This window comes from Paenibacillus sp. FSL R7-0128, from assembly GCF_038002245.1.
Classification (GTDB): domain Bacteria; phylum Bacillota; class Bacilli; order Paenibacillales; family Paenibacillaceae; genus Paenibacillus_AQ; species Paenibacillus_AQ silagei.
This window is the reverse complement of the sequence record NZ_JBBOCD010000001.1, coordinates 60,289-73,768: the sequence shown is the minus strand read 5'-3', so window position 1 is coordinate 73,768 and position 13,480 is coordinate 60,289. Positions and strand designations below refer to the sequence as shown.

Sequence of the window (13,480 nt, the reverse complement as noted above, 5' to 3'; positions counted from 1 at the left end):
ACAAGTGGAAACGGCTTTGCCGTCCTGTTAAAGGACTACCGTTTCAGCGGGAAATAGAAGGATAATGTATAGCGTGAAACATATACATTCTTATATTTTGCCCAAAAATACAAAACAGCGATTCCCTATTAACAGGAGAATCGCTGCTTTGCTGTGTTCTAACGTATATCGATGAAAGGTTGGCTATACTTACTTAGCTTCCAGCATCCGCAGCAGGACTGTAACCGTCTCTGCCCGCGTTGCGGCATCCTTCGGGAAGAAGCTGTTGTTGCCCTTACCTTGCATCAGTCCTAACTTCTTCATCTCGGCCGCTGCTCCAACCGCCCAGGCGGGGATGTCGCGGTCATCCGTGAATCCTGCTGAGCGGCCAACAGGAGCGAGATGCAATGCTCTCGCCAGCATGACAGCCATTTCCGCTCTGGTCATAGGCGCATCCGGGCGGAAGTTGCTGTTGTTATCGCCCTGAATAATTCCCAGGGCTGCTGCCTGCGCAACGGCTGTCTTGGCCCACGAACCAATACGGTCACTGTCCTTGAAGGACAACGCTGCTTCTATGTTCTGAAGCTTCAGCGCCTTCGCCAGCATGACCGTGAATTCAGCACGGGTCACGTTACGGTTCGGCTGGAACGAGCCGTTCGGATAGCCTGTAATGATGCCCTGCTTAACAGCTTCAAGGATACTAGCTTCGGCCCAATGTCCGGCAATATCGGTGAGGGATGGACCGGGCACCGGAGTTGCCGGTGCAGGTGTGCCCTCGTCCGGCTTATTCGGTGTTCCAACAATAACCGGCGGTACTACTGGTACTGACGGAGTCACTGGCGCTTCGCCTCCGGGATCGCCGCCGTTTCCGCTGCCCGAACGCTCATTGACCGATACGTTAATTCTTCCCGTAATGGACGGATAAGCGCTCAAGAATGCCGTAATCGTCACTTCTCCAGGTGTGGATGGTGCCGTAAAGACCGCGCTGAACCGGCCGTTTGCGTCCGTTACAGCATGAGCAGGCTCCAGGCTGCCCGAGGAAGCAGCGAGTTCAACCTCCAGGCCGGAAGCCGGAAGATTGTCGCTACCTGATACGATTCCCGTGATGGATACATCATCCCCGGTATTCACGGCAGACGCTGCCGTCTGAAGTTCAATCAGAACAGGGACTGGCAGGGCTTTGCTTACAGAAACGGTTACCGTATTCGTCACGGAAGGATTGTCAATCAGTACAGCCGTAATGACCACATCTCCGGCTGCGGACGGTGCCGTATAGACCGTGCTGAACCGGCCGTTCTCATCCGTTACAGCAAGGGCAGGTTCGAAGCTGCCTGAGGCTGCCATGAGACTTACCGCAGCGCCCGCTAACGGAAGCTCTTCACCGTCATAGACGGTTCCCGTAACGGACACTTTGCCTCCAGCGGATACGGAGGACGGCGAGGCCTCAAGTTCAATCCGGGCTGTTGTAGGCACAGCCTCTTTTTCTACAGACACGGTGATTGCCCCTGTCACGGATGGGCTTGCCGGCAGAACGGCTGAGATGGATACCTCTCCGGGAACGGACGGTGCGGTAAAGACCGTACTGAACCGGCCGTACACATCTGTAGTTACTTTTGCAGCCTCCAGGCTTCCATCGGCAGCTGTAAGTTCAACCTCCACACCGGGAACCGGAAGATTTCCACCCTCATAGACGGCCCCCGTAACGGATACTTTGCCTCCAGGCACCACCGAAGATGGCGCTGCCGCAAGCTCAACCCGGGCGGGAACACGGGCTTCAGTCTCTGGTCCGAACACTTTGAATTCCCAGAGCGAATATCCGTATTTGCTCGCTCTCTGAGTTCCATACATCCGGACGTATCTGGCATTCACTGGATCGATAGAGATCTCGTCGATATCCCCGTCCCCACTGGACGTACTGTATACCGTCTTCCAGTCCTCCATTGTATCGGAGACTTCAATCCGGTATTCCTTCCCATACGAACTTTCCCAGTGCAGCATGACCTTAGCAATCGGCTGAATGGAGCCAAGATCGACATAAATCCACTGCGGATCGGCATAGTTGGACCCCCAGCGGGTCGTCAATGAGCCGTCTACCGCATTCCCCACTGATACATCGGCGGCTTTGGACGAACTTGCCACCGCCGTCTGTCCTTCCGCAAGGTTGGGGGCAACCGCTTCATACACGTTAAATTCAGCAAGCGAGTAACCGTCTCCGGTTCCCTGCTGAACGCCCAGCATCCGGACGAACCTTGCGCTGGTCTTACCGAAGGCAATGTCATCGATGCCGCCATCCCCCATGGAGGTCGCATAAACGTCCTTCCAGGTGGCCGCATCATCGGATACTTGAATTTTATAGCTTCTGCCGTAAGCCTTCTCCCAATGCAGTCTAACCTTATTGATCATATATTGATCCTGCAGATCCACATAAATCCATTCATCGTCTGATGCATTCGAACTCCAACTGGAGGTTCTGTACAGATCCGTAGCACCCGACGCAAATTGCTTGCCCACGCTGGACGAAGCAACCGTACCTTTACTGTAAGCCAGATCATACCCTCTATCATCGATAGAAGCTCCCTCGCTCAGCGTCATACTCCGCCCGGTGAACGTATCTTTACCGAGTCTGTACGTGGTTGTGGTCTGTTCTCCGTTCCGGTTCAGCGTTACGTTGACGGTAATTCCCGGCGTTTCGGGATTCGCCACCGAGATGCGGACAGGGTCCGCGGATTCATCCACGATCACCATCGACGGTTTATCCACGGTGACGGTCAGTCCTTCTCTTAGCGTGACTGTACCCGGCTGATAGAACAGCATTTCCGCAATGCCAAGCGAACGGTGCCGGACCGCCTGTACGGACGGTGTATTCGACAGAATTTGGATAGGACTTGCTTCCGCGTAGCTGCCAACCTCCCCGGCGGTTTTACCCGGCAATACGATGTATTGATAGGACGCATTGACCGGTTTCACGCCATGATCCAGCCACATTGAGAACACCGGCTTCGTGATCGGTTCTGGTGCACTGCCAGTAACCACATCGCTCCATTTCCCGGTCTTCGTCTCCTGCTTCACCTGGAAGTCCGTCTTATCCGGGAACACATAACCGGTATGATCGTTATAGGCCCAGCGTCCGTTCACCTGCGACGTTGCGTCTGCAACGGCTTTGCCGTCAACGAGCACATCGCCTACTGCCAGACTCTGGTTCAGCGTGGTATGGACCGGTGCAGCATTCGTCGAAGTGATGCCTGCGCCCAGCGCTACCATTTCATCATCGAAGAAAAAGTAGCCCTTTTTCCCGCTGGTATTCAGCTTATTGAAATCAAACGCCGTGGCACCGTAACGCTCATTGGTCACACCGCCCACAAATGTCTTCGGGTTGTTGAAATCCTTCTCCTTCGTGAGTACATAGGGAGCTGTTGTTCCCGGAACATGAGCCCAGTCCATCAGCGGGTACACGGTTCTGTACTCATCTCCGGTTCTCTGGATTGCAGTAGCACCTTGCGGAGTCCAGTAGAGCAGGTTATATCCGCTTGGGTTAATGGTTCTCCATTCGCCGCCCTTGACCGTGCTGGAGGACATCTTGACCGTGATTCCGTAATCCTTCCGCATATGAGAGGAGACGAGAGTCTGCCACTGCGTCATATTGTTCGCATCCAGTCCATTGCCTGAGAGCGTGCCAATACCCCGGATATTATTCAAGAAAACAGCGAACTCATCCGCCCGCTTCGGGTTGGCTGCCTGCATCCACTCTAGCGGATCTTCATAGAAGGTCAGCGCAGAGCTCTCATAATCCGGCCACTCTGGCCCATTCATCCCCATCCCCAGATCGGCAACATCGCCTCTCACCAGATACCTGGTTCCATCCAGCACATAAGAGGACAACGAGTCAATGGCCGCCTGGCTGTAGGCGAAGCTTGTGCCCGAGACCACATAGGCCCAGAAGGACATATCTCTGGCGAAGCTTCTGCCGTAGCCCGTGGTATAATTCGTCTTCCCATGCATGAAAAAGGACATGTCGGACTGAATTCCCGTCAGCGTCACCGTCACAGCCGAGAGCACGTTAAACGCCTCTACGGCGCTACGGACATTCTGGGCATCCTCAAGCAATAAGCCACGGATCATATAATTCTGGTTGTACCAGGAGGAGTTCGCCCCATCGATCGTATTCGGACTGCTGTCTAATGTGCCGACAATATTAGCAGCCTGCTCCGCAGTCAGATAGCCTTCACACAGCAGCGCGATTTTGCTAAGCCGCAGCTGCTTGCCGATGCCGGTCTCCCACCAGTTGGTGGAGGTCGGCTTGACCGTGAACCAGTGATCCAGCGCTTTCTGAATACCAGCTAACATGGCTTCATCATGATAGTAAGGCCCCTTCGGGTCTGCGAATGCCTGAGCCATGGATTGCATCCGGTCCAGCGCAAGGTAAGGCGACCAGGCTCTGCCGTTGGCGCTGGAGGTGGTATTGGCATAATCTACATCGCTCCAGCTTCCATTCGCTTTTTGACTCGATAAGTAGGTTCCGGCCTGTGATTTAAAAGTCCATTCGACCCGGCCGTTGGTTCCGTCATTGATGATGTCTTTGGAGATATAGAAATCCACCGCCCGCTGCTTCATCAGCTTCATTTCAGCCAGCTCCTGCGACGAGCTATCCGCCGCCGATACAGGATATTGGAACCCGAGGGTCGAGATCATCAAACCAACCATCACGAGACAGATCCATCTCTTGATCCTGCTTTGCACGTTACCAGTCATGTACACGCTCCTTTGTCTATCTAGCAGATTTTTGTTAGCGCTTTCTAAACTAGGGATTAAGGAAGGCAGTTCACACTGCCTCCCTACCCTTACACAAGAGTATCTAATATATCCTGAAGCGGGATGTCCGCTACAGCCATCACTTCGTCCGCCGCGCCGTAATACATACGGACCGTCTGGTCCAGCAGCAGCGCGCCGCAGGAGAACACGACCTTGCCGAAGAATCCGTTCACCTCATAGGAAGCTTCCGGCTCCAGCACGGGGACACGCGATCTCGCAATGACCCGGGACGGGTCCTCCAGATCCAGCAGCACCGCCCCCATACAATAGCGGTGGCTGCTGTCCGCGCCATGATACAGCGCCAGCCAGCCCTGCGGTGTGCGGATCGGAACTGCCCCGCCGCCCATGCGGGCCGAGTCCCAGCCCTGCTCGCCGAGTCCCATCAGGAAGCGGTGGTTCCCCCAGTGGTCGAGATCGGGCGATTCCGCAATCCACATCTCGGGCGCGCCGAATGACTTCGGCACTGGGCGATGCAGAGCGTAGTATTTGCCGCCAATTTTCTCGGGGAAAATCATGACATCCTTATTCTCGGGAGGCAGCATAATCCCCCGCCGTGTGAAGGTCTGAAAGTCACGGGTCTCCGCCAGCCCAACGCCGACACCGCGCGCAGAGGCTGCGCTGTAAGTGATGTAATAGGTGTCCCCAATCTGGGTCACACGCGGATCTTCAATCCCCCATGCTTCCAAGGGATGCTCCGGGAACAGGGCCGGCTGCGGCTCAACCTCGAAATGAACGCCATCTTGGCTTCGCGCTACCCGGAGATGGGATAGGGAGGTGAGCATCACCGTCTGCCCGTCCTTGGCGACGAAGCGCGAGTCGGAGAAATCATAAGCCGGATCGTTCTTGTCGTATCGTTCTACCTGCACCTCCGTCCCTGCTTCATTCAACCGGGGAACAAGCACCTCGTCCGCCCGGTCCGGTATTGGCGCTTCAGCAACGCGCAGCAAGAGGATCGTCTCATCCTGTAGCTGCGCCACGCCTGCATTGAACGCACCCAGTACCTGGAAATCGGGACGGGAGGGGACAACATCCACGGCTTCAATCAGCGGATTGTGCGCGCTGCGTGTTATTTTCATTGGATTGACCTCTTTCTGTGTTTGAAGTACGGTTATTTCCCGGAAGTAACGGCATCAATCTGGGCCTGGATTTCATCGATTACTTTTTGCCCGCCGAGACTTGCCATCTTATCCTCCATCGTTTTCTTTCCTTCTGCCGCAGGGATCAGGCCTTGGCTTAGCGGCAGGAAGATCGAATCGTGCAGCGGAGTGATTTTGGCATATTCCGTCTTCACCTTCTCAGCGTTGAAGTTGAAGCCTGCGATTGGACTAAGCGTAAAATTGGACGTCTTGGTCGAGAAGTCGAACCACTTCTTGTCATCTTGCATCATGGTGTCAGGTGTACGATTCAGCGTCGGCCGCCAGGTCAGCACATAACCAGGGAAGGTATAGCCGGACAGCGCCTTATAGCTCGAATCGCCGACAGGCTCCCAGTCCTTTCCTTGAATGCCGTATTCCATCAGATCATGGTTTTCCTTAATCGACAGCCAGTTCGCTACATCCATAGTGACATCGGAATGCTTGGAGGTCGTCGGGATACACAGGAAGTTCCATTGCTGATAAGCCGTATAAGGCTTAGCCTGCTCCCCGTTCGGTATGAAAATCTCCAGCTTGTCGCTGCCGTCCTTCAGCATTTCCGAGTATTTCAGCCCTTCGACCCCATCGGCTGCATAGTAGGTCGCCGCATATTTACCTTGCTTGAACAGCGTCTCGGCATTTTGCTCCTGGGCAATATTTTTGGAGATAATTCCATCCTTATAGTATTTGGTAACGCGATCATAAGCATCGGCAATTGTCGGGCTCTCCCATTGGCCAATGACCTTCTTATCCTTAATCGAATACGAGAACATGTTGACCCCAATCTCCAGTACTTCATCCTGCGCCAGATTCGCGGAGTTACTCAGGATGAATGGCAGCTTATCGGCCTTAATTCCGTTAATGACAAAAGGCTTAATGTCTTTCTCATTTTCCTTGACCGCGTACAGGAATTTCTCCAGATCGTCGAGGGTTTTCAGCTCAGGAAGCCCGTATTTCTCGCGTAAATCCTTACGGATCAGTACGCCATACAGCTGGCCTTGGGTGGTGCCGAGCGGAATCCCCATAATTTTGCCGCCGAATTTGTTATACTCCCACATTTCCTCCGGAATGGACGACTTCAGCTCGGGCCGTGCAGCCACTGCCGCATCCAGCTCCGTTAACGATTTACTCTCGATCATCTGGTTCATGGACAGCCAAGGGGCATCAAGATACATATCGAACTCTTCCCCAGCAGACATCTTCACGGATACCGCATTCCCGTAGTCGGTCCAAGGCATGAAGTTGATATTCAGGGCGGCTCCGATATTATCTTTTTTCAGCTTGTCGTTGACCGCCTGCAGCACAGCATCGAACCCCGCAGGTTTATCTCCTGGGAAATAAGCCTTCAGCGTCACAACTTCCTTGGAAGCAGGCGCTGCACCCTCTGAACTGGACGGGGAATTCGTAGAATTCGCCGTATTGCCTTCATTCTTCGCATTTCCCCCGCAGCCTGCCAGCACCAGTGACGACACCAATACCGCTGTTGTTGCCGTGCCGAACCATTTTTTTAACCTCATCTCGTTACCCTCCTGTATCTATGGACAATCTGAATGGCTTACCCTTTTACAGCACCAACCGTTAGACCTTTGACAAAATATTTCTGAAGCATCGGATACAGCAGCACAATCGGGCCGATGGTCAGTACCGTCGTCGCCATCCGCACCCCGTACGTCGGTGGAGTGACCGAAATCGCAGCACCGGAAGGGATCAGGTTCCTGGCCGCTTCCATATTGGAGACCATCCGGCGCAGGATTAATTGCAGAGGGAATAACTTCTCATTATCGATGAACATCAGTCCCATGAACCAGTCATTCCAGAAGCTCAGCGCATAGAAGAGGCCGACAGAAGCCAGAATCGGCTTGGAGATCGGAATCATAATCTGGAAGAACACTCTCATCTCATTCGCTCCGTCGATTCTGGCGGCTTCCTCCAGCTCCTCAGGAATGGTGCGGAAGAAGCTGACCAGCAGGAAGACGAGGAATGGCTGGCATAACATCGTCAGTATGAGCACCCAGATCGTATTCTGCAAATGCAGCCACTGGCTGACAACAATATAGAACGGAATGATCCCTCCCGAGAAGAGCATCGGCAAGTAGCAAAAAAACAGAAAGGGCGTTTGCAGAACATTCCGTTTATTCGCCAGTGAATAGCCGAGCATGGCGGAAATGCACAGGGCGCTTAAGGCCCCGACAACCGTGATGAACAGGGTAACCCCATAGCCGTTGAACAATACATCTGATTGCAAAACCGCCTTATAGGCGGCCAGCGATAATTTTTGCGGGAATAAGGTATATCCGTGTGCTATCAGCTCCTCCTCATCCGTAAAGGAACCGGCAATCATCAGCAGAAAAGGGAACAGACAAAATAAAGTAAACAGCAAAATGAACGTATGGGCGAATGCCGTAAAGGTGCGGTCCGCTGCGCTATGTTTCTGTATCATAGTACCTCTCCTAGAATAAAGCAGATTCTTTGGATACCCTGCGGGTTACCCAGTTGGCAGCAATGACGAAAATCAGACCCATAATGGACTGGAACAGGCCCACTGCCGAAGACATGCCAAAATCGTGCAGCTGCCGCATGGAGCGGAAGACAAAGGTATCAATGACGTCGGTAGTCGGATACAGCATCGAGTTGTCTCCAATGATGGCATAGATCATCGCAAAGTCCCCGTTGAAAATTTTGCCCACGGCCAGCAGCGTCATGATCATGATCGTCGGAACCAGCAGCGGCAGCGTAATACGCGTCACAATCTGCAGTTTAGAAGCCCCGTCGATGCGGGCTGCCTCATATAGATCCTCCGATATGCCCGTAATGGCGGCCAGGAAAATAATCGAGAGATAACCGGCCCCTTGCCACACCCGGATCACCGTCAGAATATAAGGCCAGAGACTTGACTCAAACATCCAGTTGACCGGCTCCATGCCGATATTTTGCAGCCAGACATTAATCATAGGCTCTTCCCCGCCGAATAAGGATTGGACAATCATCCCGATCACAATCCAGGACATGAAATAAGGCAGGAAAATAAGCGATTGCGATATCCGTTTGAAATACTTATTGCGGATCTCATTGAACATGAGCGCAATCAGAACGGCCGCCGCTGTCGTGAACACAATAAACAGCACGTTGAGTAGCAGTGTGTTCCGCAGAATTGTCCAGAAGTCATCTGATGTAAAAAAGTAATCGAAATTTTTAAACCCTACCCAGTCACTCCCTGTGATCCCCTTGGCAAAATCATAATCTTTGAAGGCAATCATAATCCCGTATATAGGAAAGTAACTGAACACGAGGAAAAACAACAGCCCCGGTACAGCCATCACATACAGAAAAGGATTCTGCGTGATATGCCTCCATTTTGAACGTTTACCTGCGCTAAGCGGGTAGTTCATTTGTACATCCCCCCTTCCTCAAGACCGGTCATCGCCCCAAGAGCGTCCGTTATCTATGCGCTCACCTTATCAAGCCCTTGAGTCCTGAGCAATTCCGAGAAACGCCAATCCTTCCCGCAAGTGCAGATTTACCGCCTTCCCAAAAACAACACTCTTCCGAAAACAAACGATTCGGCAGACGAAAATACCCGGTGTGCTATAATAAATCTACTTATAATGAGCCGGACAGTTATGATTACGGAGGTTCCAGAGCCATGAAATTCAGACAACCGTTCTTCGCCTCGCTGAAGCGGCACCCTACCTACATGAAGCTTATTTTTTACTTTGTCAGTGCGAACGTTCTGGTCTTAGGCGTATCCTTCGTACTGCTCTATGGGCAATCTTCCAAGACACTGCTGGAGGAAATCGGCGATCATTCGGAATCCCTCCTCGTGAACGGGGCCCGGAATACGTCACGGCTGATGGAATGGGCGCTTGATTTCAGCTTCTCCTCCAGTAATGACAGCGCGCTTAAGGTGTATGCCCTTTCGGACCATTACAGCGATTTCGAGACCTATGAGGTATGGAGCCAATTGACGGACATTAAGAACGCCAACCCCTCCATTGATTCGGTCTACCTGATTAACGATTATACGAATACGGTCATTGACTCCAGACTTGGGTTAAATGATACCGCCGCTTTTTACGATCAGGATATTATTAAGCGCTTACGTGACCCGGAAACAGCGAACCACAGCGTGCTCATTCCGCGAACCTTGTCTCTCCCTCTTACCGGGAACACCCCCAAAGAAGTGATGACCATTGTCAGATTTTATGAAAAAGGCAGCTCTATCTCCGCGTTCGTCATGAATGTGGATACCCATAATCTCATGACCCTGCTGCAGAATAATTCAAACTTCGCCAGCCGGTCGATCACCGTGCTGAATGACCGGGACGAGACGATTTTTAGCAGCACGCCAATGAATCCGCAGCAGATTGCCGAGCTCAGAAGCCACGGAATGAAGGGAGCCAGCGGCTGGAAGCTATTTCAGCCACGGGATCAGGGGGAGAAGCTAGTGGTCTATGCCGACTCCTCCGTTAAGGGTATCCAGGATTGGACCTTCATTGAGATGATCCCGAAGTCCGCCATTCTGAATAAAATCACGGTCCTGCGCGACACCAGTCTGATCCTGTTCCTCGTCTTGTTCGCGGCCTCCCTGGCGGTGATTATTCTAATCTCCAAACGGGTGTACTCGCCCATTCAGGAGCTGATCAGCCGGGTCATGCGGCAGCATCAGGCGGAGAAGCCCGGCCTTGAGGCGAACGCCAATGAACTCGAATACTTATCGAGCGTTTTTACCTCGCAGCATAATCAGATTCACGAGCTTACCGAGCAATGGCGGCATAATAAATTTCTGGGCAGAGAGCGGTTCTTAAGGGATTTCCTCGGGGAGACTTACCATTCGGCAACGGAGATCCGCGCTCAATTCGTAGAATGGGGGATTGATCTGCCAAGCGATGAGTTGTCCGTAGCCATCTTCCGGATCGACCACTTCGCGGAATTCTCGGGAGTGTACCCGGAGAAGGACCGGCGCCTGCTCCGGTTCGCTATGTCCAATATCATTCAGGAGTCGCTGCAATCGTCCAGGCACAAGCTGCAGACCGTAGATATGGGAGACGACCACGTGGCTGTAGTCTTATCGGCTCCCTTGTCAGAGGAATTCGCGAAGGAGCTGCAAGTGGCAGGGCAGTTAATTCAGCAGTATTTGTCCGTAGGAACTACCATTGCCTGGGGCCGGACGTTGCCTGGCTTAACCGACATGCATGAGGTGTATCTGGAGACGTATGATCTGACGCAGGAGAGGTTCCGGTTCGGACACCGGTCGCTCATTGTGAAGGAATGGCTGCCCGCTGCACCCGGGGAATTATATCATTTGCCTGTGAGCCAGGAGCGGCAGATCGCCCAGGCCATACTCAAGGGGGACGCCGCCGTCATTCTGGAGGTCTTACGCTCAGCGGTTGTGAAGCTGCGGGAACTGCCTTATTTTGAATGTAAAATGTCTCTGATTACCTTGTTCATGGACATCCGCCGGCTCATCCAGGAGCATTCCTCCCAGCCGCTGCCCAGCTCGTGGGGACTGACGTCCATCGAGAAACAGATCATTCGGCAGGAAACAATGGATAACGTCATGCCGTGGATGGAGGCCTTGATTACCCGAACACTCGAAGACATTGCGGCCGCCCGCAGCCAATCCAAGAATATCGCCCTGATCGGACAGGTGGACCAGTTCATCGAGAGTCATCTCACCGACCCGAATCTGTCGGCCACCATGCTGGCCGATCACCTGGGCTTGTCGGTCAATTATTTCCGCAGTCTGTACAAAGCAGAGACCACCCAGTCCATCACCGACAAAATATCCGAGAAGCGGCTGACGTTCATCTGCCAGGAGCTCATTGCCTCCGACTCGCCGATCGAGCCCATCGTGCAGCATTTCGGCTTCTCGTCCCTGAACACCTTCTATTCCAGCTTCAAAAAGGTGTACGGCATGACCCCGGCCCAGTACCGCAAGAAGTACCGGGCGGGGGATGGCGGGGGGAAGGTGTGAGGCAAGTGAAACCTATACATTCTTATATTTGCGCGCAAAGAAGCGATAAGGATTAGGTCCTTATCGCTTGTGTTGGTATTCCAGCAGGTTGCCGCTCTTATTCTCCCTTATAGGCCTTACGCAGCTCCGCAAGCTCGAACTTCTTCATCTGCAGAAAAGCCTTCGTCACACGCGCCAGCTGCTCCGGTGTGCCCTTCTTCATCATCTCATTCATCTCCGAAGGAATAATCTGCCAGGAGATACCGAAGGCATCCTTCAGCCAGCCGCATTGCTCGGCTTCAGGAACTGCGGACAGCTTGTCCCAGTAGTAGTCAATCTCTTCCTGAGAATCGCAGGATACCATGAAGGAGACCGCTTCATTGAAGCTGAACTGATGATTATGCGCACTGTCCATGACCGTGAACCACAGATTCTCCAGCATGAAGTCCGCGAACATAATCGTTCCTTCCTGATCCGGTGCAGAGCCTGCCGGGTAGCGGGTAAGAAGCCCTTGGCGCGAGTCCTTAAATACCGACAGATAGAAGGACATCGCCTCCTCCGCCTTCCCGCATTGATCCCCCACGAACAACAAGGAAGGAATAATCGCAGGCCGCTCCTCCCCTGCCGGGTTCGTTAGAATCAGCTGCCAGGACACTCCGAACTTATCCTGAATCCAGCCGTACCGTTCACTGAATGGATACTTGCCGAGCGGCATCAAGGCGGTGCCGCCTTCCGCTAACTTATCCCACACCTCATCTAATCTCTCTGCTGCATCCTGGTCGCGGGATGGATCGAAATTAACAAAGAAGGAGACAGCCGGATTCAGCTTGAAATAAGGACCTCCGCTGATCGCCATGAACGGCTGCCCCCAGACCTCAAAAGAGACCTGACCCGCATCGCCGGAGGGCGTATCATGAATCGTGTTCACACTCGTAACCTTGGACTCCGGAAACACAGTAGCGTAAAAGCGGGCGGCTTCTGCCGCCTCCTTGTCATACCATAGATGCGGAACAATTCTCTGTCTGATGCTGGCCACAACGAATCCTCCTCAGCTTCTGTCCGTTCCGATCCCGGGACAGGGGCTTTAATTTGCTTTATTATACACTACAGGGAGGCTTCTTCATTCTTTATATTGGAAAACAATGCAGGGCCTCCGCCCTAGCTCGCACAGTCTAATCCTCTGTCTCTTCTTCTTCCTCCATGTGCCCTAAATAGTGATAATAGAATTCGACCATGGCATCTCCAAAGCCCCAGCCAATGCCCTGACTACGTTCCGCCAACCTTCTGCTACGGTCGACGAATTTTTCCTCCAAATCATTCTTCATAATGTATTCCAACGCTTGTCTATAAATACTGGACACCGTCAGATAGAACCGCTCATCGATGTCTCCGTAAGCCCGGGTGAAGTCCACCCCGCACTCCACCGTGAACACCATAATTTCAGCAATCTGCTCCTTGTTGGCGGATACCTTACTGAAGTCCTTAATCGCCTTCTTAATAACGGGGTAGCGCAGAACCTCTCCTCTGTCGCCAAATTGCTTCTCAATGATTTTCTTGTATTTATTCAGAATCTCTTCCTCATTTGGAGTTAACAATGATATGTAAT

Annotated in this window: 8 protein-coding genes; 1 reads left to right on the top strand and 7 read right to left on the bottom strand. The window is 52.8% G+C overall.

From position 1 onward, the window contains the following. Window positions 1-189: 189 nt before the first annotated feature. The 5 genes from NST26_RS00365 to NST26_RS00345 all read right to left on the bottom strand — a co-directional run bounded on the left by NST26_RS00365 (window position 190) and on the right by NST26_RS00345 (window position 9,310). Window positions 190-4,728: a polysaccharide lyase family 8 super-sandwich domain-containing protein gene (locus tag NST26_RS00365; RefSeq protein WP_340978218.1), complete on the bottom strand. Its 4,539-nt coding sequence runs from the start codon at window positions 4,726-4,728 to the stop codon at window positions 190-192. 89 nt (window positions 4,729-4,817) lie between these two features. After that, entirely contained in the window at window positions 4,818-5,864 is a 1,047-nt protein-coding gene (locus NST26_RS00360) for a glycoside hydrolase family 130 protein (protein WP_340978217.1), read from the bottom strand. A gap of 32 nt (window positions 5,865-5,896) precedes the next feature. Continuing rightward, entirely contained in the window at window positions 5,897-7,438 is a 1,542-nt protein-coding gene (locus tag NST26_RS00355; protein WP_340978216.1) for a DUF3502 domain-containing protein, read from the bottom strand. 38 nt (window positions 7,439-7,476) lie between these two features. Next, window positions 7,477-8,361: a carbohydrate ABC transporter permease gene (locus NST26_RS00350; RefSeq protein WP_209878628.1), complete on the bottom strand. Its 885-nt coding sequence runs from the start codon at window positions 8,359-8,361 to the stop codon at window positions 7,477-7,479. 10 nt (window positions 8,362-8,371) lie between these two features. Then, window positions 8,372-9,310 (bottom strand): ABC transporter permease, encoded by a 939-nt coding sequence (locus NST26_RS00345; protein WP_340978215.1) that lies wholly within the window; start codon window positions 9,308-9,310, stop codon window positions 8,372-8,374. Between the two features lie 254 nt (window positions 9,311-9,564). Here NST26_RS00345 and NST26_RS00340 point away from each other — a divergent pair, with 254 nt between their 5' ends. After that, window positions 9,565-11,895 carry a helix-turn-helix domain-containing protein gene (locus tag NST26_RS00340; protein ID WP_339252822.1) on the top strand — a complete coding sequence of 777 codons (2,331 nt, stop codon included), beginning with the start codon at window positions 9,565-9,567 and terminating at the stop codon, window positions 11,893-11,895. Between the two features lie 97 nt (window positions 11,896-11,992). Here the strand turns inward: NST26_RS00340 and NST26_RS00335 are convergent, their stop codons facing one another. Beyond that, window positions 11,993-12,910, bottom strand: coding sequence for a VOC family protein (locus NST26_RS00335; RefSeq protein ID WP_340978214.1), 918 nt, complete (start codon window positions 12,908-12,910; stop codon window positions 11,993-11,995). A gap of 136 nt (window positions 12,911-13,046) precedes the next feature. After that, window positions 13,047-13,469 carry a DUF6155 family protein gene (locus tag NST26_RS00330; protein ID WP_340978213.1) on the bottom strand — a complete coding sequence of 141 codons (423 nt, stop codon included), beginning with the start codon at window positions 13,467-13,469 and terminating at the stop codon, window positions 13,047-13,049. Window positions 13,470-13,480: the final 11 nt, after the last annotated feature.